Annotated in this window: 18 protein-coding genes; 13 read left to right on the forward strand and 5 right to left on the reverse strand. The window is 70.3% G+C overall.

The window, feature by feature from the left end; all coding sequences use genetic code 11:
- The first annotated feature begins 1 nt into the window (after position 1).
- Positions 2-850, forward strand: coding sequence for a Bax inhibitor-1/YccA family protein (locus ABTX24_RS22480; RefSeq protein WP_350842710.1), 849 nt, complete (start codon positions 2-4; stop codon positions 848-850).
- Between the two features lie 69 nt (positions 851-919).
- On the opposite strand, the gene ABTX24_RS22485 is transcribed toward ABTX24_RS22480, so the two are convergent.
- The gene (locus tag ABTX24_RS22485) at positions 920-1,942 is read right to left on the reverse strand and encodes an SGNH/GDSL hydrolase family protein (protein WP_350842712.1); all 1,023 of its coding nucleotides are present in this window, start codon (positions 1,940-1,942) and stop codon (positions 920-922) included.
- An 87-nt stretch (positions 1,943-2,029) separates the two neighbouring features.
- On the opposite strand from ABTX24_RS22485, the gene ABTX24_RS22490 reads away from it, so the two are divergent.
- Together ABTX24_RS22490 and ABTX24_RS22495 are read left to right on the forward strand one after the other, a co-directional pair.
- A complete protein-coding gene (locus ABTX24_RS22490) occupies positions 2,030-3,430 on the forward strand; it encodes a cystathionine beta-synthase (protein ID WP_350842713.1) in 1,401 nt (466 codons plus the stop codon).
- 149 nt (positions 3,431-3,579) lie between these two features.
- Positions 3,580-3,891: a hypothetical protein gene (locus ABTX24_RS22495; protein WP_350842715.1), complete on the forward strand. Its 312-nt coding sequence runs from the start codon at positions 3,580-3,582 to the stop codon at positions 3,889-3,891.
- On the opposite strand, the gene ABTX24_RS22500 is transcribed toward ABTX24_RS22495, so the two are convergent.
- Entirely contained in the window at positions 3,852-6,416 is a 2,565-nt protein-coding gene (locus ABTX24_RS22500; protein WP_350842717.1) for a LuxR C-terminal-related transcriptional regulator, read from the reverse strand. The two genes, ABTX24_RS22495 and ABTX24_RS22500, sit on opposite strands and share 40 nt — an antisense overlap.
- Positions 6,417-6,881: 465 nt before the next feature.
- Between ABTX24_RS22500 and ABTX24_RS22505 the strand changes: the two genes are divergently transcribed.
- From ABTX24_RS22505 to ABTX24_RS22520, 4 genes are read left to right on the forward strand one after another with little or no spacing between them, the layout of a single operon-like run.
- A complete protein-coding gene (locus ABTX24_RS22505) occupies positions 6,882-8,351 on the forward strand; it encodes a cytochrome ubiquinol oxidase subunit I (protein WP_350842719.1) in 1,470 nt (489 codons plus the stop codon).
- A 10-nt stretch (positions 8,352-8,361) separates the two neighbouring features.
- Positions 8,362-9,363 carry a cytochrome d ubiquinol oxidase subunit II gene (cydB, locus tag ABTX24_RS22510; RefSeq protein ID WP_350842721.1) on the forward strand — a complete coding sequence of 334 codons (1,002 nt, stop codon included), beginning with the start codon at positions 8,362-8,364 and terminating at the stop codon, positions 9,361-9,363.
- A gap of 1 nt (position 9,364) precedes the next feature.
- Positions 9,365-12,745 carry a thiol reductant ABC exporter subunit CydD gene (gene cydD / locus ABTX24_RS22515; protein WP_350842723.1) on the forward strand — a complete coding sequence of 1,127 codons (3,381 nt, stop codon included), beginning with the start codon at positions 9,365-9,367 and terminating at the stop codon, positions 12,743-12,745.
- The gene (locus ABTX24_RS22520) at positions 12,739-13,401 is read left to right on the forward strand and encodes a response regulator (RefSeq protein WP_350714305.1); all 663 of its coding nucleotides are present in this window, start codon (positions 12,739-12,741) and stop codon (positions 13,399-13,401) included. Before cydD ends, ABTX24_RS22520 begins: the two co-directional genes overlap by 7 nt.
- 1 nt (position 13,402) lies before the next feature.
- On the opposite strand, the gene ABTX24_RS22525 is transcribed toward ABTX24_RS22520, so the two are convergent.
- Positions 13,403-15,043, reverse strand: a complete 1,641-nt coding sequence (locus ABTX24_RS22525; RefSeq protein WP_350842724.1) for a sensor histidine kinase — start codon at positions 15,041-15,043, stop codon at positions 13,403-13,405.
- A gap of 96 nt (positions 15,044-15,139) precedes the next feature.
- Positions 15,140-15,565 (reverse strand): YchJ family protein, encoded by a 426-nt coding sequence (locus ABTX24_RS22530; RefSeq protein ID WP_350842726.1) that lies wholly within the window; start codon positions 15,563-15,565, stop codon positions 15,140-15,142.
- A 174-nt stretch (positions 15,566-15,739) separates the two neighbouring features.
- Here ABTX24_RS22530 and ABTX24_RS22535 point away from each other — a divergent pair, with 174 nt between their 5' ends.
- From ABTX24_RS22535 to ABTX24_RS22560, 6 genes are all read left to right on the forward strand, one after another.
- Entirely contained in the window at positions 15,740-18,532 is a 2,793-nt protein-coding gene (locus ABTX24_RS22535; RefSeq protein WP_350842727.1) for an AfsR/SARP family transcriptional regulator, read from the forward strand.
- Positions 18,529-19,932: a magnesium chelatase ATPase subunit I gene (locus tag ABTX24_RS22540; protein WP_350842729.1), complete on the forward strand. Its 1,404-nt coding sequence runs from the start codon at positions 18,529-18,531 to the stop codon at positions 19,930-19,932. Before ABTX24_RS22535 ends, ABTX24_RS22540 begins: the two co-directional genes overlap by 4 nt.
- 57 nt (positions 19,933-19,989) lie before the next feature.
- A complete protein-coding gene (locus tag ABTX24_RS22545; RefSeq protein WP_350842731.1) occupies positions 19,990-22,005 on the forward strand; it encodes a VWA domain-containing protein in 2,016 nt (671 codons plus the stop codon).
- Between the two features lie 111 nt (positions 22,006-22,116).
- Complete coding sequence (locus ABTX24_RS22550; RefSeq protein ID WP_350842733.1) at positions 22,117-22,896, forward strand: sulfite exporter TauE/SafE family protein; 780 nt, start codon at positions 22,117-22,119, stop codon at positions 22,894-22,896.
- A gap of 1 nt (position 22,897) precedes the next feature.
- Complete coding sequence (locus ABTX24_RS22555) at positions 22,898-23,521, forward strand: YigZ family protein (protein ID WP_350842735.1); 624 nt, start codon at positions 22,898-22,900, stop codon at positions 23,519-23,521.
- A 46-nt stretch (positions 23,522-23,567) separates the two neighbouring features.
- Positions 23,568-24,569 carry a GNAT family N-acetyltransferase gene (locus ABTX24_RS22560; RefSeq protein WP_350842737.1) on the forward strand — a complete coding sequence of 334 codons (1,002 nt, stop codon included), beginning with the start codon at positions 23,568-23,570 and terminating at the stop codon, positions 24,567-24,569.
- Positions 24,570-24,576: 7 nt separating this feature from the next.
- Here ABTX24_RS22560 and ABTX24_RS22565 read toward each other — a convergent pair whose 3' ends face one another.
- Entirely contained in the window at positions 24,577-25,380 is an 804-nt protein-coding gene (locus ABTX24_RS22565; protein WP_350842739.1) for an SDR family oxidoreductase, read from the reverse strand.
- Between the last annotated feature and the right edge of the window lie 103 nt (positions 25,381-25,483).

The following is a 25,483-nucleotide window of genomic DNA, read 5'->3' on the forward strand; positions in this document are numbered from 1 at the left end:
AATGCAGAGCAACAACCCGGTGTTCCGTAGGGCAGAGGGCTTCGGGCAGCCGTCGCAGAACGCCTACGGCAACGCGACTTACGGTGGCAACGGTGCTGCGTACACCGGCTATGGGCAGGACCCGAGCCAGTGGTCCACGGGCGGCCCCCAGGCTCCCTCCGTCGGCGCCCCCATGACGATCGACTCGGTCGTGCAGAAGACCGCGGTCTCGCTCGGACTCGTTGTCCTTGCGGCCATCGCCACGTGGATGCTGACCCCGGACATCACTACGGGCGCCAACCTCGCGCCGTTGTACGCCGCGACTGCGATCGGCTCGATCGGCGGTCTGATCCTCGGTCTCGTCAACAGCTTCAAGCGTGTGGTCAGCCCCGCGCTGGTCCTCATCTATGCCGTGCTCCAGGGGATGCTGCTCGGCGGCATCAGCAAGACCTTCGACGCCATGTTCGGCGGCGGCATCGTCGTGCAGGCCGTGCTCGGCACGTTCGCGGCGTTCGCGGGTGTCCTGGCGGCGTACAAGTTCTTCGACATCAAGGTCGGCAACAAGTTCCGCACCTTCATGATGGCCGCCGGCTTCGGCCTCCTCGGCCTCATCCTTCTCGAGGTCGTCCTCGGTCTCTTCGGTGCGGGCATGGGGCTGTTCGGGATGGGTGCGATGGGCCTGGTGTTCTCCATCGCCGGCCTGGTCTTCGGTGTCTTCAGCCTGATCCTCGACTTCGACTTCGTCGAGCAGGGCGTCGCGAACCAGCTCGAGGAGCGGGAGTCCTGGCGTGCCGCGTTCGCTCTGACGGCGAGCCTGGTCATGATCTACTTCTACCTGCTTCGCATCCTCGCGATCCTGCAGCAGGACTGATCGAGACCCGGATTCTGACGAACAACAACCGCCCCGTGCCTACCAAGGCACGGGGCGGTTTGTTCGTCGTCAGCGCTGGGCGTGGTGGCGCTCGGCCACCGGGGGAGTCTCGTCGGGACGCTCGCCCCGGCGAGGCTCGCGCTGCTCGTTCTCGAAGGAACGGGCGCGGGCCCAGTTGCGGCCGAAGCGGCCACGGGGGCGCGGGGCCGGGTCGATCTCGGTTCCTGGCCGGATGACGGCGCGGAGCGAGGCGGCCGCCAGCGGCATCACCTGCTTGCCGTTGTAGGTCTCCAGGATGGCGTTCTCGTCGCCGACGAGGCCGAGCACCGAGAGCGTCGGGGGCACCAGCACCTCGCCGAGGGCGTGGTAGCCGGCGGCGGAGGGGTGGAACTGGTCGGCGCCGAACCAGAACGCCGGGGTCGCCTTGAAGGCCGGGCCGAGGACGTCGCCCAGGGACACCGTGTGGCCACCGGCGCGGATGACGTGGAAGATCTGGCCGGCGGCGATACGGATCGACCAGGCCCGCATGATCGACCGCAGCGGCGGCAGGATCGGGGTGGCGGTGCTGAGGTCGGGGACGGTGCCGACGAGCACGGTCACCCCGGCCTCCTGGAGCCGGATGACGGCCTGGGCGAGGTGGCTCACCGCAACCCGCGGGCGCACCCGACGGATCACGTCGTTGGAGCCGACCAGGATGACCGCGATGTCGGCGTCGGCGGCGATCGCCTTCTCGACCTGCGGGTGCAGGTCGGAGGACTTGGCACCGATCTCGGAGAGGTCGTGCAGGCGCACCGGCCGGTGTGCCTTCTCGGAGACGCCGGAGGCGAGGACGGCGCCGGGCGTGTCCTCGACCTCGGTCATCCCGTAGCCCGCGGCGCTCGAGTCGCCGAGCAGCGCAATGCTGATCGGTCGCCCCGGTTGCCGTGCTCCGTACCACCCGGTCGGGGAGGGTGCCACCGGCATCTTGACCTGATGCGTCGCTTTGACGGCAAGCGCCGCTTCCGCGACGAGGACCCCGGCGAACGCGGCCGTCGCGGCCAGAACACCCCCGCCGGCGTACGCGGTCTTGCGTGCCAGACTCTTCTTCGCCACGGGGACCACTCTAAAGTCTTCGGCCCATTACCGGGCACTCAGTATCGGGATATAGGGGATCTCACCTAGTGGACATACGCTGTCGGCATGGAGTACGTGGACTCGCTTCTCGACCTTATTGGCAACACTCCGCTCGTGCGGCTGGAGCGTGCGTTGGACGGCGCCGGGGCGTCCGAACCCGGTGCTGGACCGCTGGTTCTGGCCAAGGTGGAATACCTCAACCCGGGCGGTTCCGTGAAGGACCGCATCGCCACCCGGATGATCGAGGCGGCCGAGGCGTCCGGTGAGCTCAAGCCGGGTGGGACGATCGTGGAGCCCACCTCCGGCAACACCGGTGTCGGCCTGGCGATGGTGGCCCAGCAGAAGGGTTACAAGTGCATCTTCGTCTGCCCCGACAAGGTCAGCGAGGACAAGCGCAACGTGCTCAAGGCCTACGGCGCCGAGGTCGTCGTCGCGCCCACGGCCGTGCCGCCGGAGCACCCCGACTCCTATTACAACGTCAGCGACCGGCTCGCCTCGCAGCCCGGGGCCTGGAAGCCGAACCAGTACGCCAACCCCAACAACCCGCGCTCCCACTACGAGGAGACCGGCCCCGAGATCTGGCGCCAGACGGAGGGGAAGATCACCCACTTCGTGGCCGGTGTCGGCACCGGCGGCACGATCTCCGGGATCGGCCGCTACCTCAAGGAGCAGAACCCCGACGTCCAGGTGATCGGTGCCGACCCTGCCGGGAGCGTCTACTCCGGTGGCAGCGGGCGGCCCTACCTGGTCGAGGGCGTGGGTGAGGACTTCTGGCCGGAGACGTACGACCGCGATGTCGCCGACCGGATCATCGAGGTCTCCGACGCCGACTCCTTCGCCTACACCCGCAGGCTCGCCCGCGAGGAGCAGCTGCTCGTCGGCGGCAGCGCCGGCATGGCTGCGTACGCCGCCAAGCAGCTCGCCGCGGAGCTGGCCGGCACGCCGGAGGGCGAGAACGCCGTGATCGTCGTGCTGCTGCCCGACTCCGGGCGCGGCTACCTGACCAAGGTGTTCAACGACGAGTGGCTGGCGCAGTACGGCTTCGCGACCGGCGAGGCCGCCAAGCAGACCGTCGGCGACGTGCTGCGCGGCAAGTCCGGCCGGCTGCCCGACCTGGTCCACACCCACCCCGGCGAGACGATCGCCGAGGCGGTGCACATCCTGCAGGAGTACGGCGTCTCGCAGATGCCCGTCGTCCGCGCCGAGCCGCCGATCGTGGCCGCCGAGGTCGCGGGCTCGGTCTCGGAGCGCACCCTGCTGGAGGCGCTGTTCACCGGCAAGGCCAAGCTCACCGACTCCGTCGAGGAGCACATGTCCCCGCCGCTGCCTTCGATCGGCTCCGGTGCCGACGCGCACGACGCCGCCCACACCCTGGGCTCCTCCGACGCGCTGCTGGTGCACGAGGACGGCAAGCCCGTCGGTGTCCTCACCCGCCAGGACCTGCTCTTCTTCCTGACCAGCTCCTGAGCCCGAGTAGCGGTGGGGGACCGCGTACGTCATGATTCGTCGTCATGATGGCGAACCCCCACCGCCGAAGCGGAGCCCGAGGCATCTATCGCGGCCGAAGCGGAGCCCGAGGCAGCTCTGGGCGCCTTGTAGCGATTGCTGCGGCTTCTGTGCTCTTCCTGTTCTCGCTGACCGCGTGTGGTGGTGGCGAGGGCAGCGGTGGTGGCGGGGCTGATCGGCCGAGCGTCGAGGACATCCAGGGCCAGATCGCCAAGAGCAGCGGCGACCAGGTGACCGAGAAGCAGGCCGTGTGCCTGGCGAAGACCTACTACGAGTCGGACCTCTCCGACGAGGCGGTACGCCTTCTGGTCGAGGCCGAGGACGTCTCCAAGATCAGCCCGGAGGATCTCTCGGAGGCGGACCAGAAGGCCAGCAAGGAGCTCTACGAGCCGCTGGTGAAGTGCCTGTCGCCGGCTGAGTAGTCGCCGTTCGGCGCCGGCCGGAGCCAGGTGTCGGCCACCCGGGCGAGGTCCTCGCGACCCGAGACCCCGGTCTTGCGGCTGATGTTGTGCAGGTGGGTCTCGACGGTGCGGGTGCTCATCTCCAGGTCCGCGGCCAGCGAGGCGGTCGTGGGTCCCTCCGGGAGCAGCCGCAGCACCTCGCTCTCGCGTCCGGAGAGCCCGATGTGGGTGGCCGCGCGACGGAACATGCCGGCTCGGCTACCGGAGATCTCGGAGCGCTCCCAGGCGGTGTCGAGGGTCTCGGCGGCGCCGGCCAGGTCGCCGGCCTCGCGCTGCAGGATCGCCAGCGAGATCGCGGCCCTGGTCACGAACACGAGAGCCCCGGCATCGGCGAGCTTCACGATCGCCTCGCGGAGGCCGTCGACGTCGCCGGCCGCGGTGGTCGCGGCGTACGCTCCCATGCCCTGCAGCAGCGGGCTCTCGGTGCCGGCCGCCAGGCTGGCGGCCCGGGTGATGTGCTTGTTCTCGTTGGCGCCGCGCTCGACCGCCTCGACGGCGAGGAAGATGCCGCCGGTGATGTAGCCGGCGTCCAGGCGCTGGCCGACGAGCTCGCACAGCTCCTTGAGTCTGGGCATCCGGCCGCTCGCCGGCGCCATGATGCTGGCCACCATCCCGGGCCAGGGGCCGAAGGCGACCTTCGCGCCGCCGATCTGGGAGGCGAGGCTGCGGGCGTACTCCGGGCGGCCCTGCGCCATCGCGATCTCGGCGCCGAGGGTCAGGATGCCGGTGTGGGCGACGTCGCGGTAGGCCGCGACGCTGGAGGAGGAGAGGCTCTGGAAGGCCGCCTGGCTCGCCTCGGTCAGCCGTCCGGCGATGCTCAGACCGAGGACGCAGAGATAGGCGTGGGCCTGGATGAGCATGGCGCTCGAGCTCTGGTTGGCCGCCTCGAGCTGCTCGCGGGCGAAGTCGATGCCGCGCTCGAGGTCGCCGCCCAGCATGTCGGCGAGCCCGACGAGGAAGGCGTGCAGACCGGCGGGCAGCGGGTTCTCCGGGCGCTGGCTCTCCAGCAGGTTGCGCGCCTGCTCGACCATCCCGGCGGCGAGGAGGCGCTCGGCGGCGACGACGCCGAGCATCTCGGGGCCGACCGTGTCGCGCGGGTCGGGCTCGACCGTGGGCACCTCGGGGACGTACTCCGTCTGGAACTGCAGGTGGGCGCGGGAGGCCTCGAGGGTCGCGGCGAAGGTGGGCAGCCGCTTCAGCCCGTCGTCGAGCACGGCCTTGGCGGCGTTGAGGTCGCCGAGCTCGACCGCCTTCCAGGTGGCGAACCAGGCCAGCATCCAGGCCGACTCCTGGGTGTCGGTCAGGGGCGTACGCCGCTCGACCTCCTCGATCTGATCGCTGGGCGCCGCGGTGTTGCGGAGCGCCACGAGCAGCGGCAGCGCCGTCTCGGGCGAGGGCATCTCGGTCCAGGAGCGGCGCGCACGGGTGACCTCGTCGGCCATCTGGCGCAGCGAGCGCTGGTGGAGCAGAGCTGCGTCGGCGCCGCGGGGCCGGTGGGTGGTGTAGTCGAGGAGCGGTTGTTCGGTGGCCAGGTGGTTGCGCGCGATCACCAGCCCGAACGCCGAGCCCTCGGTGATCAGGTAGTCGCCGATGAGCGGCGGGTAGAGGCCGACGACGCCGCTACCGGGGCCGTCCTCGCTGTGCCGTGCCAGGCCGTGGGCGAAGAGCGCGTCGAGCACGGTGCGCTCGATCATCTTCTCGGCCTCGTCCAGCGGCACCGGACCTGTCACCGCGAGGGCGGTCGCGCCGTCCCAGGCGTCCTGGTCGAGCCCGGCGACCAGCGGCTCGACGGCCGAGGCGAGCTCAGGAGCCCAGCCCGTACGCCGCGGCAGCCGCCACAGTCCGTCGAGCTGCTCCAGCACCCCTGCCCGCGGCCCGACGGTGGCGATCGCGCGGACCAGACCGAGCAGGCCGCCGGTCGCCATCGCGATCCGGGCCAGCGACCCGGCCTCCACCGGGCCGCCGAGGATCCCGCGGCACACCTCGTGCACCTCGTCGACCTCGAGCGCGGGGGAGCGGACCTGGACCGAGGGCGCGATGCCGAGCATCAGCGTGTTCTCGGCGACGGGGTGCTGGTGGCGGCTGCTGGTCACGGCCAGGAGGCGTCGTTGGCGGTGGATGTTGCGCAGGGCGCCGACCGAGTAGGTGTCGAGCGCGTCGGCGTCGTCGATCACCAGGACGGTGCCGTTGCCGAGCTGCTTGCTCAGCGCAGTCGTCATCTCGCCGATGGTGCGACGTGGGCCGGTGGGTGTCGCGCTGCCGATGCCGGCGGCGGTCAGCGCGGCGAACGGCTCGTTCTGCCAGGCGCGGTGACCGCTGATCTGCAGCACGGACCGGCCTTCGTCCTCGAGCCGGTGGGCGACCAGGGAGCAGAGCTCGCTACGTCCGGATCCGCGAGGCCCCACCAGGTGGACGCTCAGGCCCGCGCCGACGTAGTCGATGACCTCGTCGACCACCCGCGCGAGGACACCTTCGCGATCCGACATGCTCACCCCCTACCTCAAGGTACATCCAAATGCATACCGGATTTTCTGTGGGGACGCTGTATCGCCCGCGTATTACGTCTACTGATACGCAGGTTACCTGTTTACAGTACGTAAACAGTCCGTCCGCGACCGCAACCTCTGGGCGCAGATGATGAGATAGTGATCTCACGGGCTGAGGTTCTCCTCGGCCTGCACCACTGAGTGACACCAGGGTGCCGCATCAGCTCCCCCATCTGTATGCGGCCCTGGTGGCACGAAGACCTACGGAGCCCGGCCGTCCCGGACTCGAGGTCGCGATCATCCCCCCGCGGTCGTGACCTCGAGCCCAGGGCGGCCGGGTTCTTTGGCGTTGGCGAGCGTGAACGGTGGCGTGGTTCACAAGGGACGTAAGCCACGACACAAGGGACGTATGCCTAGGGGAGGGGGTGGTGTGGCCGGTGTTGCGGCAGTGACATAGTGACTGGCGTGGACAGCGTCCTGGAGTTAGCCAGGTGGCAGTTCGGCATCGTGACCGTCTACCACTTCCTGTTCGTCCCGCTCACGGTGGGACTCACCATGCTCGTCGCCGTGCTGGAGACGATCTGGCTGCGTACGAAGAACCCTGAGTGGCTTCGGCTGACCAAGTTCTTCGCGAAGCTCTTCCTGATCAACTTCGCGCTCGGTGTGGTCACCGGGATCGTGCAGGAGTTCCAGTTCGGGATGACCTGGTCGGACTACTCCCGCTTCGTCGGGGACGTCTTCGGGGCCCCGCTGGCGATCGAGGCGCTGCTCGCCTTCTTCCTGGAGTCGACCTTCCTCGGCCTGTGGATCTTCGGCTGGGACAAGCTGCCGCGAGCGTTGCACAACGCGTGCATGTGGATCGTCCACCTCGGCACGCTGGCGTCGTCGTGGTTCATCCTGGCGGCCAACTCCTGGATGCAGCACCCGGTCGGCTACAAGTTCAACGAGGTCACCGGCCGCGCCGAGCTCACCGACTTCTGGGCGGTGATGTTCAACAAGGTGCAGCTGGGCACGTTCCCGCACGTCATCCTCGCCGCCTACCTGACCTCGGCCGCCTTCATGCTCGGCATCCTGGGCTGGCTCTACCTGCGCCGGCCGGGACGTGACGGGTCCGAGCGGCCGATGTACCGGCGCGGGATGGTGCTGGCGGCCTGGGTCATGGTCTTCTCCGGCATCGGCGTGGCGGTCTCGGGCGACATCCAGGGCAAGATCATGACCGAGGTGCAGCCGATGAAGATGGCGGCGGCGGAGGCGCTGTGGGAGACCTCCGACTCGTGCGCGCCGTTCTCGATCCTGACCATCGGCACCCGCGACGGGAAGCACGAGAAGTGGGCGCTCGAGGTGCCCTGCGTGCTCTCCTTCCTCGGCACCGGCACCTTCGACGGCAGGGTCGAGGGCATCTACGACCTGCAGGAGAAGTATCGGGAGACGTACGGCTCGACGCCGGGCGCGACCTACTACTCACCGGGCGACTACACCCCCAACATCCCGGTGACCTATTGGACCTTCCGCTGGATGATGGGCCTGGGCGTCGTCGGTGGCCTCATCGGGCTGGCGGTGCTGTGGTTCACCCGCCGAGGACGTACGCCGACAGGGCTGGTCGGGCGCTTCCTGCCCGCGCTGGCGATCTCGGCCCCGGTGATGGTGCTGCTGGGCAACTCGATGGGCTGGATCTTCACCGAGATGGGGCGTCAGCCATGGGTGGTCTTCGGGGTGCTGACGACCGCCAACGGCGTCTCGCCGGGCGTCGAGCCCTGGGAGGTGTGGATGTCGCTCCTCGGGTTCACCGCGCTCTACGCGGTTCTCGCCGTGGTCGAGGTCGGGCTGCTCATCAAGTATGTGAAGAAGGCTCCAGACCCGTTCGTGGAGCCACCCGACCCCTCCCTGCGCGGCTCCGACTCGGATGCCGACGAGCCGATGAACTTCGCGTACTGAGGAGCCTGCGATGGAACTCACGACTGTTTGGTTCTGCCTCATCGGCGCCATGTGGATCGGCTACTTCGTCCTGGAGGGCTTCGACTTCGGCGTCGGGATGCTGCTTCCGGTGCTGGCCCGCGACGACCGTGAGCGACGGGTCATGATCAACACGATCGGCCCGGTCTGGGACGGTAACGAGGTCTGGCTGATCACTGCGGGCGCAGCGACGTTCGCGGCGTTCCCGGAGTGGTACGCCACCCTGTTCTCCGGTTTCTACCTGCCGCTCTTCGTCATCCTGATCGCCCTGATCGTGCGTGGCGTCGCCTTCGAGTATCGCCACCAGCGGCCATCTGTCACCTGGGCCGGCTGGTGGGATCGCGCGGTGATCTTCGGCTCCTACGTCCCCGCGTTCTTGTGGGGTGTGGCCTTCGCCAACATCGTGCGCGGGGTGCCGATCGACGCCGACTTCGAGTTCACCGGGACGGTGCTGACGCTGCTGAACCCGTTCGGCATCCTCGGCGGACTCGTCACGCTGTCGCTCTTCGTGACCCACGGTGCGCTGTTCATCGCCCTCAAGACCGACGGCGAGATCCGTGGCCGGGCTCGTGCGCTGGCGCTCAAGGTCGGGGTCGTCGCGGCCGTGCTCGCCGTGGTGTTCCTGGTCTGGACGCAGGGCCTGACCGGCAATCTCGGCACCGCGATCCTCTTCGTCGTGGCTGCGCTCGCGCTCGTGGCCGGGCTGGCTGCTGCGTACGTCGGTCGTGAGGGGTTCGCCTTCGCCGGCACCTTCCTTGCGATCGGGCTTGCCGTGGCCGGGCTCTTCGTCGGGCTCTTCCCCGACGTGATGCCCTCGACCACCGACGTCGCCAACTCGCTGACGACGACGAACGCCGCGGCGACGCCCTACACGCTGAAGCTGATGACCATCACTGCCGCAGTGTTCGCGCCGCTCGTGCTCGGTTACCAGGCCTGGACCTACTGGGTCTTCCGCAAGCGGATCTCGATCCACCACATCCCCGCTGCTCATTGACATGCGTCCGAACGACCCGCGACTGCGAGCCCAGCTGTCGGTAGCCCGGCGGCCGCTCGCCGTCGTGGTGGCCGCCGGGGTGCTGGGTGCGGTGCTGCTGATCGCCCAGACGTACGCCGTCACCGGACTGCTCATCTCCGCGATCCGCGACACCGGGTCGGTGAGCGGCTGGGCCTTGGCGGTCGTGGCCGTCTTCGCCGGGCGCGCCGTCGTCGGGGTGGTCTCCGACGTGGCCGGTGCCCGGGCTGCAGGTGTCGTCGGGGCGGACCTGCGACGCCGGGTGGTCGGCGCGATCCTGCGCGGTCGGTCGGAGAGCTCGGGCTCGCTCTCGGCGCTCGCCACCCGCGGGGTCTCGGCGGCCGAGCCATACCTGACCCGCTATGTGCCGGCGCTGGTGCTGGCGTGCGTGCTGCCGGTCATGGTGCTCGCGGTGATCGTCTGGACCGACCCGCTCAGCGGTCTGATCGTGGGGCTCACGCTGCCGCTGATCCCGATCTTCGGGGTGCTGGTCGGGCTGGCCACGCGTGACCAGGCCGCCAGCCAGTGGCGGGCGATGTCGGCCCTGGCCGGTCACTTCCTCGACGTGATGAAGGGTCTGCCGACCCTGGTCGCCTTCCGTCGCGCCACGGCCCAGTCCCGCGTCATCGCCTCGATCACCGACCGCTACCGCCGCCGCACCCTCGAGACCCTGAGGATCGCGTTCGCCTCCTCGGCCGTGCTCGAGCTCGTCGCGACCATCTCGGTCGCCCTGGTGGCCGTGATCATCGGGGTCCGGCTCGCCGCCGGCTCGGTCGACCTGCAGACGGCTCTCGTGGTCCTGCTGCTCGCCCCCGAGGCCTACTGGCCGCTGCGTCGCGTCGGCACCGAGTTCCACGCGGCCGCCGAAGGTACGGCGACTCTCGAGGCCACCGCGGACCTCTCCCGAGACGTCACCCGCGTCGGCCGAGACGTCACCGACTGCCACCTCGACCGACCGGAGCGACGCCTCGGCATGTCTCTCGACGGGGTGGGACTGACCTATCCGGGGCGCGAGCGGCCGGCGCTGGCGCCGGTTTCCGCGACGGTCCCCGCTCGGGGGATCACCGCGATCGTCGGCCCGAGCGGTTGCGGTAAGTCCACGCTGCTGGCGACGATCGCGGGCCTCCACGAGACGTACGCGGGCTCGGTGGAGCTGGACGGACAGACGCCGGCCGGGGGCGACGAGTGGCGACGGCGGTTCGCCTACCTGCCGCAGCGCCCGGTGTTCGTCAGCGGGACGATCGCCGACAACCTGCGGCTTGGGGCGCCCGAGGCGACCGAGAGCGACCTGTGGCGCGTACTCAAGCGGGTCGCCCTCGCCGACAGGATCGCTGACCTCCCCGGCGGTCTCGGTGCCGACCTGGCCGAGGACGGCCGCTCCCTCTCGGCGGGCGAGCGAGCCCGGCTGGCGCTGGCCCGCGTCGTACTCTCCGGTCGTTCCTGGATCCTCCTCGACGAGCCGACCGCCCACCTCGACCCCGACACCGAGCGCATCATCGCCGACACCGTCACCGACCTCGCCCGCGAGCGCGCCGTCGTCCTCGTCGCCCACCGCGAGGCGCTGATCGACATCGCCGACCAGGTCATCACCCTCTCCGCCGAAACCCCGCCCGCCGAGACGGTAGAAGCGGCGGCCGAGACTGCAGAAATGGCGGACGAAAGTGGAGTTTCGGCGCCCACAACTACCGATTCGCCCGCCACAGCTCACGATTCGACTGCCACAAGTGAGGGCTCGGCGCGGAGGGCGCTGTGGGGGTCGGCGGTGGTCGGCGGGCTGAGCTGGGCGTCGGGAGTGGCGCTGACGGCGCTGGCGGGGTGGCTGATCATCAAGGCCTCCTACCATCCGGTGATCCTGACGCTGGTGGCTGCGATGGTGGGGGTGCGTACGTTCGGGATCGCGCGGCCGGTGCTGCGCTACCTGGAGCGGTTGTGGTCGCACGACAGTGCGCTGCGGCTGCTGGCCAGGCGGCGGGTGCAGATCTACGACGCGCTGGTGCCGTTGGTGCCGGGTGCGTTGCCCGGCCGCCGGGGCGATGTGCTGGCGAGCGTCGTCGACGACGTCGACGCGGTGCTCGACGAGGAGCTGCGGGTGCGGCTGCCTTTCCGGGAGTACGCCGTCGTGGCTGCCCTCGCGGTGCTGGCGACCACGCTCATCGACCCGGTCGCCGGGGCCTTCACCATGGCCACGGTGCTGGCGGCGGGCGCCGCCTTCGGGATCGCGTACGCCGGAGCAGCACGCGCCGAGAACATATCGGTCGCGGTGCGGGCGAGGGTGTCCGAGCAGGTGGTCGAGGCGACCCAGACGGCGACCGAACGCCGGATGTGGCAGGCGAGCGAGCCCGTGCTCGACACCCTCGACGACCTGGCCGGCGCAGCCACCAGGGCGACCACGACAGCGGCGTCGGCCTCGTCGCTCGCAAAGGCCATCGTGCTGGTGACCGCCGGCGCGGCGGTTGCCGCGACCGCCGCCTACACCACCGTCGGCGACGGCCCGATGCTCGCTCTGCTCACCCTGGTCCCGCTGGCGCTGGCCGAGCCCGCCGCGACGCTCGCCGACGCCGGTGCCGCCAGGGCACGCACTCGTGCCGCGCAGCGCCGCCTCGACGACCTCACCAGCCGCCCGCCGGCAGTCAGCGCCCCGGACCACCCCGAGCGGCCCACCCACGACACCACTATCACGATCACCGGCGTCACCGCTCGCCCGGGCGACGGCCCGAGCGTCGAGATCCCCGATCTGCACGTCGAGCCGGGCGCGCGGATCGGCATCGTCGGCCCGTCCGGCTCCGGCAAGAGCACCCTGGCCGCGCTGCTGCTGCGCTTCCTCGACCCGGACACCGGCACCATCAGCCTCGGCGGCCGGTCGATGGGTGACCTGGACCCACCGGACGTACGGAAGATCGTGGGTCTCGTCGACGACGACCCGCACGTCTTCGCCTCGAGCCTCGTCGAGAACGTCCGCCTGGCCAGGCCCGGAGCCACCGACGACGAGGTCGAGCAGGCGATCCGGCGCGCACACCTCGGTGACTGGCTCGACGCCCTCCCCGCAGGGATGCAGACCAGGCTCGGCGACGGTGCCGCCGAGGTCTCCGGCGGCGAGCGGGCCAGGCTGGCGGTGGCGAGGTCCCTGCTGGCAGGGCACAAGGTCCTGGTTCTGGATGAACCTTTGGCTCATCTCGACACCGCGACCGCCGCGTCGCTGGCGCGTGAAGTGCTCGCGCGGGAGGATGGCTCGACGGCTGGCGCAGAGCCTGGTCCGCATGGCGGCACGAAAACCGTATTGTGGATGACTCACACATCGACCGGACTGGGGCTGACCGATACCGTGGTCTCCCTTCAACGAATGGGGGAAGTGAGACGGTGTTGACCGAGACAAGGACGATCCGGGTCTACCTGCTCGACGACCACGAGGTCGTGCGCCAAGGGTTGACGACACTGCTCGACAGTCATGACGACATCGCCGTCGTCGGCCAGGGTGGCACCACCGCCCAGGCACGCGAGGACATCGACCGCCTCCAGCCGGACGTGTGCGTGCTCGACGCCCGCCTGCCCGACGGCTCGGGGATCGAGGTGTGCCGCGAGGTCCGTGCGGCCTACCCGGAGATGCTCGCGCTCATCCTGACCTCCTATGACGACGACGAGGCGCTCTTCTCGGCGATCATGGCCGGGGCCAAGGGCTACGTCCTCAAGGACATTCGCGGCAACGACCTGGTCGAGGCGATCCGCACCGTCTCCGGTGGCGGCTCCCTGCTCGACCCGCTGATGACCGCGAAGGTCATGGAGAAGATGCGCAACCCCGATGGCGAGTCGCCGCAGATGCAGGCGCTCACGCCCCAGGAGAAGCGTCTGCTGGCGCTCATCGGCGAGGGCCTGACCAACCGCGAGATCGCCGGCCGGATGTTCCTGGCCGAGAAGACGGTGAAGAACTACGTCTCCAGCATCCTGGCCAAGCTCGGCGTGCAGCGACGCACCCAGGCCGCGCTGATGGCCAAGGAGCTGCTCCACCCCCGCAAGGGAAACTGAGTCAGACCCCAGCGGTGATCGGCACCTGCCAGACGAGCTCGGTGCCGCTGGGTGAGCGCGGGCCGATCTCGAGCTGACCGCCGAGCTGGACCGCGCGACAGCGGGCGTTCTTCAGCCCGCTCTCCTCGGCCTCGTCGGGGACGCCGCTGCCGTCGTCGCGTACGACCAGCTTGATCTCGTCGTCCTGAAGGGTCAGCTCGATCTGAGCGCTGTGGGCCTGGGCGTGCCGGGCGAGGTTGGAGACCGCCTCGCGCAGGACCGGCAGCAGGTGGTTGCGGACCGAGTCGGGCACCGCGGTGTCGACGGGCCCGGTGATCTTGATCTCCGGGGTGAAGTCCATGACGCCCGCGTACTCCCGGACGACCCCGCGCACCTGCGCCCGCAGCGAGGAGGGATCGTGGTTGCTGAGGTCGAAGATGGACCCGCGGATGTCCTTGATCGTCTGGTCCAGTGCGTCGACCTGCTCCGAGAGCCGCTGGGGCAGGTCCTCGACCCGCTGCGGGTTCCGGCCCAGGGCCTCGAGCTGGATGCCGATGGCGAAGAGGCGCTGGATGACCACGTCGTGCAGGTCACGGGCGATCCGGTCGCGGTCGGTGATGACGGCGAGGTCGGCCCGGTCCTCGACCGCGCGGAGGCGGTCCAGGGCGAGGGCGGCCTGGCCGGCGAAGCCGAAGAAGAGCTCGCGCTCGTGCTCGTCGTGGGCGGCGCTGGCCTTGTCGTAGATCGCCAGCAGCGCGCCGCGGCCGGCGAGCGTGGACCGCACCGGGGCGACCACGACATGGAGCCCGTCGACCTCGAGGTCGAGTGGCTCGACGATGCGGCGGTCGATCAGGTGCGGGACCTTCTCGGTGACTGCCCGGACCCGTTCCTCCTGACCGGGCGCGGCAGCGACTCCGGAGACGATGCCGTGCTCGATGCGGGTGCCGGCGCCGACCCCGATCGCGCGCATCAGCGGCAGCGCGGTCTCGCACATCCGCTCGAGCGCGACCAAGTGGTCCAGCGGCGGCGTCAGGGCGCGGCTGAGCTCGGCGCTCGCCTCGAGCCACCTGCGGCGCTGCTCGCTGAGCTCCAGCTCGCGCACCTTGTCGATCTGGGCGCCGGCCGCGCGGGCCAGGGCGACGACGAGCTGCTCGTCGTGGCTGGTGAACTCGGCACCGCCGACCTTCTCCGACAGCAGCAGGTGGCCGAAGTCGCGGTCACCGATGCGCAGCGGCACCTCGATGAACTTGCGCTTGCCGGGGTCGCCGGTACGCAGCGCGTGGCTGCCGCCGCCATCATGCGTGCGAGGTGAGACCAGCAGGAGCGGCTCGGGAGCGGTGATTCCGCGGGGCCGGGTCGTCGAAGCCGGCTCATCGTCGTCGCCGTCGTCATCGACGCGAGCCCGGCGGCCCCGGCTCTTGCCCACGACCTGCAGCGTCGGCTCCTGCTGGTGCCCGTAGGTGATCAGGTCCTGCAGGTCGCCGTCGGGGCTGAGGACGCCGAGGGCGCCGTAGCTCGCCCCGGTCAGCTCGCAGGCGGAGCGGGTGATTCTCTCCAGCATGGCGCTCAGGTCGAGCTCGCTCGACATCGCGATGACCGCGTCCAAGAGCGAGCGCGCCGATGGCTCCAGACCGGTCAGGTCCTCGGTCGCGTCAGTGGTCACTTGTCAGAGTCTGTCGTGCTGGACCCGGTCGCGTCCACATATCGGCAACAGTTTCTCCACTGTCTTCCTCAAACTCACGTGGATGCTTGCGTTTGGTCACCGACTCGCGATCTCCCCGTCGACGTAGAGCCACCGTCCGGCACGCACCTCGAACCGGCTGTGCTCGGCGAGCACCCCGTCGCCCGACGGCGCCTGGTAGGACGCCCGGAACGCCACCCAGCCGTGGGTGTCGTCATCGAGCCCGGAGCCCTCGATCTCCAGCCCCGTCCACGTCAGTCGCGAGTCGGGTGCGGCCACGCCCAGGTCGTCGGGGCGGGTCCCCGGATGCCAGGTGCGGAAGATGTAGTCCCAGTCCCCGAGGGCGTACGCCGCGTAGCGGCTGCGCATCAGCTCCTCCGGAGTCTCGGCCAGGGCGCCGCCGCGGTGCAGCCGGTGGCAGCACATCGCATAGCGTCGCCCGCTGCCGCACGGGCACTCCTGGGGCAGGGGCGAACCGGTGGCGGTGCGGCCGAAGGGAGACATGCGCCCCATTGTGTACCGGAAAGGGCGCATTCTCGTCGTAGGCCCGGAGCGCCCCGTCTATTGTGTGGGGGTGGCTCTCAGGCGCGATCGGCTCGGGACGGCGGGGGTGCATCGGTGACGGATGTGAGCATCTGTCTGCTAGGCCCCCTGATCGTCACGCGCGCAGGCGAGCCCGTGGAGGTCCCGGGACGTCGCCCGCGTACCTTGCTGTCGTTGCTGGCCCTGGAGGCCGGCACCCCGGTGTCCGCCGACCTGCTCGCCGACCGGATCTGGGGCGAGGAGCTCCCCGACAACCCGCGCGGCAGCCTGCACACCTACATCGGCAGGCTGCGTCGGGTGCTCGGCAAGGAGGTCGTACGCCGCGCCGCCGGCGGCTACATCCTCGACCTGCCGCGATCGTCGGTGGACGCGCTCACCTTCATCGACCTGCTCGACGCGGCGGAGGGCCCGGAGGCCTACGACCGGCTCGAGCAGGCCATCGCGCTGTGGCGCGCCGAGCCGTTCGACGAGCCGTCCGGGGACTCGCTGGCCGAGCGCACCCGTCCGTGGCTGGTCGACCGCTATCTGGCCGCACTGGAGCATCGTGCTGCCCTCGACATCGCCGCCGGCCGGGCCGCGAAGGCGGTCGCTGACGTGCGCCGGGTGGTGGGCGACCATCCGCTGCGCGAGTCCCTGTGGGTGGTGCTCCTGGACGCGCTGGAGGCGGCGGGGCGTACGGCCGAGGCGTTGGAGGCCTATGAGGAGGTCCGGGCGCGGCTGGCCGACGAGCTCGGCGCCGACCCGGGCGCGGAGCTGCGTTCCACCTTCACCCGGCTGCTGACCGGCTCCTCGCCGGCACCGGAGGTCGACGCCTCCCATGGCCGGGCGACCGTGCCCGCGCAGCGCGTCTCGGAGGAGGACATGGTCCCGAGACAGCTCCCGGCCGACATCCCCAGCTTCTCCGGGCGTGAGGCCGAGCTCCGCCTGCTCGACGCGGTGACCATCTCCCACGACGCCGGCTGGCCGAGCGTCGTCGCCGTGCACGGCATCGGCGCGGTGGGCAAGACCGCGTTCGCGGTGCACTGGGCCCGGGCCCGGACCGAGCACTTCCCCGACGGTCAGCTCTTCATCGACCTGCGCGGCTTCGGCCCGGGCGAGCCGCTCTCGCACGCCCAGGCGCTCACGACCCTGCTCATCGGGCTCGGCGTCGACGCCGCCTCGGTGCCGGCCGAGGTGGACGCGGCGTCGGCCCTGCTGCGTACGACACTCGCGCAGCGACGCATGCTCCTGCTGCTCGACAACGCTCGCGACTCCACCCAGGTGCGGCCCCTGCTGCCGGGTGGTGACTCGCTGGTGCTGGTGACCAGCCGGAGCCAGCTGCGTGGCCTGGCCACCCGCGAGGGTGCCCGCCGGCTCGCACTGGACACGCTCGCCCCGGCGGAGTCGGCCGCCTTCCTGCGGCAGCGGCTCATCGACCGGACGGCCGACGAGGCGGACATCCGCGCCCTGGCGGACAGGTGTGGACACCTTCCGCTGGCTCTCGCCGTCGCGGCCGAGCGCTGCAGCCGCTACCCCGATCTCCCGCTGACCGACCTGATCGCCGAGCTGGACGGCGAGACCAGCCGGCTGGCGGCTCTGGAGGCACCGCTCGACCCCATCTCCGACCTGCGCGCGGTCTTCTCCTGGTCCTACGACTCCCTCGACGAGGAGTCGCGGCGTGCCTTCCGCCTCCTCGGCCTCCGCCCGGGTCATGAGATCGGGATGCCCGCGATGGCGGCGCTCTTCGCCGTCGACATCGCCGCCGCCCGGCGTCTGGTCGACAAGCTGGTCGACGCCAACCTCGTCCGCGAGCACCGCCCTGGACGCTTCGTGCTCCACGACCTCATCCGCGACTACGCCCTGGAGATGGGCTCCGAGAAGGAGTCCGGCGAGGCGCTGCTGCGCCTGGTGAGCTGGTACACCCACTCCCTGGTCGCGGCCTCCGAGGCCGACGGCCGGTCCTTCCGGCTGATGAGCCTCGACCCCGTCGTGGACGGGGTGACGCCGCTGAGCTTCGCCACCTCGCAGCAGGCCCGCGCCTGGGGTGACCGGGAGTGGCCGACCATGGGCAGTGCCGTCCGCCTCGCCGTGCGCGCGGGACTGCTGGGCCCTGCGTATCAGCTGGTCAACAAGATGTTCAGCCTGTCGATGCGGCACCCACCCGCCGAGACCGTTCCCCTCCAGGAGCTCGGCCTCGACGCCGCCCTCCGCGCCGGTCAGCACATCGACGCGGCCTACATCCGCAACCAGTTCGGGATCAGCCGGGCGCGGGTCGGCGACCTGCCCCGCGCGATCACGGAGTTCCGTGGTGCCGCCGAGGTGTTCCGCGAGGCCGGCACCGCCGCCGGACTGGAGATGGCGCTGTCCAACTGCGGCCAGGCGCTCAGCATGATCGGCTCGCTCGACGAGGCCGTCGCGGTCCTCGAGGAGGCGTACGCGGTCGCGGATGCGGCCGGGATGGACGACCGAGCCCGCGCCAGCCTGATCGGGCTGGCCGAGGTCTACGTCCGGATGGAGCGCTACGAGGACGCCGTGCGGCTGGTCGAGGAGGAGATCGGCTACGCGTCCGTCGACGTCGACTCCTCCGCCTCGCCGCGGATGACCCTGGTCGATGCCCTGATCGGCCTGCGGCGCTACGCCGAGGCCGAGAACCATCTGCGGCTGGAGCTGGCCCACCGTCTCGAGGAGCGCAACCGGTGGGGCGAGGCCAACGTCCTCGTACGCCGGGCAGTGGTCGAGCGCGAGACCGAGCGCGTCGCGCAGGCCCGGGCGACGCTCCACGAGGTCGTCGCGATCCTCGACGAGGTGGGCGAGCTCGACCGCACCGCGCTGACCCGGGAGCGGGTCGAGGAGCTGCTCGCCAGCGTCGGGTCGTCCGCATCCGCGGATCGGGACGTCGACGCCGAGGCCGCCCAGGGGTTGGGCGGCGGCGTAGCGTTGCGTCCGTGACTGCCGCACCCACGATCAGCACCCTCGGCCAGCTTCGCGCGAGTGGCCATGTGTTCAAGTCGCTCCGCGAGGAGATCCGCGACAACCTGCTGGCGAAGCTGGCAGCTGGAGAGGACCCCTGGCCCGGGCTGCACGGGCTGGAGGACACCGTCATCCCCCAGCTCGAGCGTGCCCTGATCGCCGGACACGACGTCGTCCTGCTGGGCGAGCGTGGTCAGGGAAAGACCAGGCTGCTGCGTACGTTGGTGGGCCTGCTCGACGAGTGGACCCCGGTCATCGAGGGGTCCGAGCTCGGCGAGCACCCCTACGAGCCGGTTTCGGTCGGTTCTCAGAGGCTGGCCGCGACCGCCGGCGACGCGCTGCCGGTCGCGTGGAAGCACCGCTCCGAGCGCTACTCGGAGAAGCTGGCCACCCCCGACACCTCCGTGGCCGACCTGATCGGTGACGTCGACCCGATGAAGGTCGCCGAGGGGCGCTCGCTGGGCGACCCGGAGACGATCCACTTCGGCCTGATCCCACGCTCCCACCGCGGCATCGTCGCGATCAACGAGCTGCCCGACCTCGCCGAGCGGATCCAGGTCGCGATGCTCAACGTGATGGAGGAGCGCGACATCCAGATCCGCGGCTACGTGCTGCGGCTGCCGCTCGACCTGCTCGTGGTCGCCTCCGCGAACCCGGAGGACTACACCAACCGTGGCCGGATCATCACGCCGCTGAAGGACCGCTTCGGTGCGGAGATCCGCACCCACTACCCGCGCGAGCTCGCCGCGGAGATGGCGGTCATCCGGCAGGAGGCCGCGCTGGTCGCCGACGTACCCGACCACCTGCTCGAGATCCTCGCCGTCTTCACCCGTCATCTGCGGGCGTCCTCCGCGGTGGACCAGCGCTCCGGGGTCTCGGCGCGCTTCTCGATCGCCGGCGCCGAGACCGTCGCCGCCTCGGCGCTGCACCGCGCCACCGTCCTGGGCGAGGCCGACGCGGTCGCCCGCATCGTCGACCTGGAGACGGCCGTCGAGGTGCTCTCCGGCAAGATCGAGTTCGAGTCCGGCGAGGAGGGCCGCGAGGCCGAGATCCTCACCCACCTGCTGCGTACGGCCATCGCCGAGACCGTCCGCAAGTCCTTCCGCGGCCTCGACTTCGCGCTGCTCATCGACGCCATCGAGGACGGCCGCATGGTCACTACCGGCACCAAGGTCGCTGCCGGTGACTTCCTGGCCGGCCTCCCCGTCCTGGGCGAGTCCGACCTCTACGACCAGATCGGCGACCGCGTCTACGAGTCCACCGGCGGCCCGAAGAACGACGGCCAGCTCGCCAGCGCCATCGAGCTGGCACTGGAAGGCCTCTTCCTGGCCAGAAAGATCGGCAAGGACACGGCCGACGGGGAGACGATCTATGGCTGAGCAGTCGACACGGATTCGCTCGTACCTCACGAATCCGGCTCAACCAGCGGGGCAGTGATGAGCCGCTATAAGAAGTACGCCGGGGGTGACCCGCTCGCGCCGCCGGTCGACATCGCCGAGGCGCTGGACGCGATCGGCGAGGACGTGATGTCCGGCTACTCGCCGGAGCGGGCGATGCGGGAGTTCCTGCGGCGCGGGGGACAGGACCAGCGCGGGCTCGACGACCTCGCCCGGCAGGTCGCGGAGAGGCGCCGTGAGCTGCTGCAGCGCCACAACCTCGACGGCACGCTCGAGCAGGTTCGTGAGCTGCTGGACAAGGCGGTCCTCGAGGAGCGCAAGCAGCTGGCCCGCGATGTCACGATGGACGACGGCGACCGTGCGTTCCGGGAGATGCAGATCGACAACCTCTCGCCGAACACCGCTGCCGCGGTCAGCGAGCTCGCCTCCTACGACTGGACCTCACGCGAGGCCCGCGAGGCCTACGAGGAGATCAAGGACCTGCTCGGCCGCGAGCTCCTCGACCAGCGGTTCGCCGGGATGAAGCAGGCGCTCGAAGGGGCCACCGACGAGGACCGCGAGGCGATCGCGGAGATGCTGCGCGATCTCAACGAGCTCCTCGACAAGCACAACCGCGGGGAGGACACCCCCGAGGACTTCGACGAGTTCATGGCCAAGCACGGCCAGTACTTCCCCGAGAACCCGCAGAACATCGACGAGCTGCTCGACACCCTCGCGCAGCGTTCGGCGGCCGCGCAGCGGATGCTCAACTCGATGTCGGCCGAGCAGCGACGCGAGCTGATGGAGCTCTCCCAGCAGGCCTTCGGATCGCCCGCGCTGATGGAGCAGATGGCACAGCTCGACGCCAACCTGCAGGCAGCTCGCCCCGGCGAGGACTGGTACGGCTCCGAGGAGTTCGGCGGTGGCGAGGGCCTGGGCCTCGGTGACGGCACCGGCGTACTCCAGGACATCGCCGAGCTCGATCAGCTCTCCGAGCAGCTCCAGCAGTCCTACGCCGGCTCGCGGCTCGACGACATCGACCTCGACGCCCTCTCCCGTCAGCTCGGCGACCAGGCCGCGGTCGACGCGCGCACGCTGCAGGAGCTCGAGCAGGCGCTGCGCGACTCCGGCCAGCTCGAGCGCGGCTCCGACGGCGACCTCCGGCTGACCCCGAAGGCGATGCGCCAGCTCGGCAAGGCCCTGCTCCGCGACGTCGCTCAGCGGCTCTCCGGACGGCAGGGCGAACGTGACCTGCAGCGCGCCGGCGCGGCGGGCGACCTCTCCGGCTCCTCGCGGCCTTGGGCCTTCGGCGACACCGAGCCCTGGGACGTACCTCGCACGATCACGAACGCCGTCATCCGGGAGGTCGGCGAAGGCCGACGCGGCCCCGGGGTGCGGCTGAGCGTCGACGACATCGAGGTGCAGGAGACGGAGGCCCGTACGCAGGCAGCGGTCGCCCTCCTGGTCGACACCAGCTTCTCGATGGCGATGGACGGCCGTTGGGTGCCGATGAAGCGCACCGCGCTGGCGCTGCACACGCTGATCAAGAGCCGGTTCCGCAACGACGATCTGCAGCTGATCTCGTTCGGCCGCTATGCCCAGACGATGGAGATCGAGAAGCTGACCGCGCTCGACGCGATCTGGGACAAGGGCACCAACCTGCACCACGCGCTGCTGCTCGCCAACCGGCACTTCCGCAAGCACCCCGGTGCCCAGCCGGTGCTCCTGATCGTGACCGACGGCGAGCCCACCGCCCATCTGGAGGCTGGCGGCGACGTCTGGTTCTCCTACCCGCCTCACCCGGTGACGATCGCCCGGTCCGTCGAGGAGCTGGAGAACTCCCGCCGCCTCGGCGCCCAGACGACCTTCTTCCGCCTCGGCGACGATCCCGGCCTGGCCCGCTTCATCGACTCCATGGCCCGCCGCGTCGAGGGCCGGGTCGTCGCCCCCGAGCTGGACGACCTCGGCGCGGCCGTGGTCGGGTCCTATCTCGGCGACAGGACGGCGCGGCGTACGTCGAACACCTACGGCGGCTATCCCGATGCGTTCGGTGGCCGCGGTTGGTGGGCCGGCTGAATGTTCACCGAGGTAACTCGGTCAAGGTGTGGTTGCTTCGTGTAATTCCGCGAAGGCAGTGCGCATTCACCGAGTTACCTCGGTGAGCATCCGGCCGCGTAGCCTGCGCTCGTGCCCGAGGAGACGCTGAACGTACTTGCCCTTCTCGCTCTCGCGGCCCTGGCCGCCGGATACGTGGATGCGGTCGTCGGTGGAGGCGGGCTGATCCAGCTCCCCGCGCTGCTGCTGTTCCTCCCCGGCGCCGCACCGGTGCAGATCCTGGCGACCAACAAGCTGGCCTCGATCTTCGGCACCTCGATCAGCGCGGCGACCTACTACCGACGGGTGGGTCCGGACCCGAAGACCTTCATCCCGCTCATGATCCTCGCGTTCGCGGGCTCTGCGTTGGGGGCGGGGGTGGCCTCCTATCTCCCGGAGAGCGTCTTCGAGCCCATCGTCCTGATCGCGCTGATCCTGGTCGGCGCGTGGGTGCTCTTCAAACCGTCCCTGGGCGAGGCGACCGAGCTGAGGTACGACGGTCACCGGCACCTGATCGGTGCGATGGCGGTCGGGTTCGCGGTCGGCTTCTACGACGGTGCCCTGGGCCCTGGAACCGGCAGCTTCCTGGTGATCGGGCTCGTCGGCCTCCTCGGCTACTCCTTCCTGGAGGCGAGCGCGAAGGCGAAGATGGCCAACGTCGCCACCAACCTCGCTGCCCTGGTCGTCTTCATCCCACAGGGCGCGGTGCTGTGGAAGACCGGCCTGGTGATGGGCGTGTGCAACCTGATCGGCGGCTACATCGGGGCGCGGACGGCGGTGGCCAAGGGCGCCGGGTTCGTACGCGTCTTCTTCATCGTCGTCGTCGCCGGGTTCATCATCCGTCTCGGTGGCAGCGTCCTGGGAGTCTGGTGACGTGCACTACCTGACCATCGGCCGTGATGGCGCCGCCGAGATCGAGGAGAAGCGGTCCCGGTTCCTGTGCACGCTCGCCCGGGTGGAGGACGAGGCCGGCGCTCGGGCGGTGGTCGAGCGGCTGCGCAAGCAGCACTGGGACGCCCGCCACACGTGCTCCGCCTTCGTGATCGGTCCGCCGCCGCAGCCGGTCGAGCGCTCCAACGACGACGGCGAGCCGGCCGGCACCGCCGGGGCGCCGATGCTCGAGGTGCTCCGCGGCGCCGGAGTCTCCGACACGGTCGCCGTCGTGACCCGCTGGTTCGGCGGAACCCTGCTCGGCGCGGGTGGCCTCGTCCGGGCCTACTCCGACGCCGTCCGCGCAGCGCTCGACGAGGTCGGCACGCGCCGGCGCGAGCTGGTCCGGGAGTACGACATCGAGGTCCCGTATGACGCCGCCGGCCGCCTCGAGACCGACCTGCGATCCTCCGGCGTGACCGTCCTCGACACCTCCTACGGGGCCGCCGTGACGCTGCGGATCGGGGCCCCTCCCGAGGACGAGAAACGGCTCGAATCGTTGCTCGCCGAGCTCACCGCGGGTGCATCATCGCTGGTCCCAGGCACGGACCGCTGGGTCGACCGCTGACACCATTTGGGAGAATGGCCGGGTGAGCGACCATAGCGAGACGCCCGTGGAACTCCCTGCCGGATGGACGGCGAAGGTCCCTGACCTCGACGATCTGCCCGCCCTGCTGAGGCTTCGGGCGGCCGACAAGACGCCGTTCGAGGGCTCCGGAAACGTTGATGCCGACGCCATCACCGGCGAGATCGCCGGACCTGCTTCCTGGACCCGCCAGCAGCTCGTCGCGATCGACCCCGGCGGCGACATCCGGGCCTGGGCCATCGCCCATGACCGCGCCGCCGGCCGTACGCTCGTCTACCTCTACGTCGACCGCACTATCGCCCAGGCCGCCGAGGTCGCCGACGGGCTCTACGCCTGGCTCGAGGACCAGGCCCGATCGATGGCCGAGCTGCGCGGCATCACGGAGTCGCACCTCGACGCCAGCCCGTTCGCCGACGACACCGTGCAGCGCGAGTGGCTGGCCGCGGCGGAGTTCACCAACAAGCGCACCTGGCTGCACATGAGCCGGCCGGTGCTGCCCGACGAGAAGGTGCCCCCGCTCCGCGAAGGGGTGACGATCCGCCCGGTCGAGACCCACGAGAACGGCATGCCAGTCGCAGCCGACCTGCAGACGGTCCACCAGACCCTGGAGGAGTCCTTCCAGGACCACTTCAACTCCTACCGGGAGAGCTTCCCGGAGTTCGTGCAGCGCCTGCGCGAGGACCCCGGTCATCGCTGGTCCCACTGGTGGCTGGCCTATGTCGACGTTCCCGACGAGCCGGACACGCTCCTGCCCGCTGGTTCGCTGGTGGCCTCCGTGCTGCCCGCCAACGCCGCCGGGGTCGAGGGGACGTACGTCGAGTACATCGGCGTCAACCGCAACGCCCGCGGCCGTGGGGTCGCGAAGGGACTGCTCTACACCGTCATCGCCGACGCCCTCGAGCGCGGCCGTGACCGGGTCTCGCTCGAGGTCGACGCCGACAGCCCCACCGGCGCCGACGGGCTCTACAAGTCGATGGGCTGGGTGACCGACTACGTCACCGAGTCCTGGCACAAGGACGTCACGGTCTGATCGAGGATCAGGCGCCGACGTCGGGGAGCTTGAGGTCGAGCGTCGGCGCCTCGGTGCCGCCGTCGACCTCGAGCATCTTCCCGGTGACGAACTGGCCAGCCTTGGAGGTCAGGTAGACCACCGCGGCGGCGATGTCCTCCGCCTCGCCGATGCGTCCGAGCGGCGTCTTCGACTCGATCTCGCCGCGCATGGTGTCGTCGCCCGCCACGAACTCGAGGGCACTGGTACGCACCGAGCCGACGAAGATGCCGTTGACCCGGATCCGCGGCGCCAGGTCGGTCGCGGCCAGCCGCGTCCAGTGCGCCAGCGCCGCCTTCGCGGTGCCGTAGGCCAGATAGCCGCGCCCCGCGGTACGCCCCATCATCGAGCTGATCGACACCACCGACTGCTGCCCGTCCGGGCTCTTCACCAGGTACGGCACCGCCGCCCGCGTCAGTGCGTGCGCGGTGGTCACGTTGAAGTGGAACGCGTCCTCGAGGTAGCCCTCGTCGGTGTCGAGGAACGTGTTCGGGATCGTCCCGCCCACGTTGTTGACCACGATGTCGAGACGCCCGAACTCCTCGTACGCCTGCTCCGCCAGCCCCGCAGTCGCCTCCGTATCGGCCAGATCCGCCGGCACCACCAGCGCCCGCCGCCCCGCCGCCTCGACCTTGGCGGCGACCTCCCGAAGCTGCTTCTCGGTACGCGAGGCGATCACCACGTCCGCCCCCGCCTCGGCCAGCGCCACCGCGGTGGCCGCCCCGATCCCACGCCCCGCTCCCGTCACGATCGCAACGTGATCGGTCAGCTCGAATCGTTCAAGAATGCTCATGCTGTCTCCTCGTTCGCGCCGAATCGGTCGAAGCGGCGGCCGAATCTGTAGTTGTGGTAGGCGAATCGGTGGAAGTGGGAGCCGAGAACGCAGTTGTGGTGGC

This window comes from Nocardioides sp. NPDC127514 (assembly GCF_040302125.1).
Classification (GTDB): domain Bacteria; phylum Actinomycetota; class Actinomycetes; order Propionibacteriales; family Nocardioidaceae; genus Nocardioides.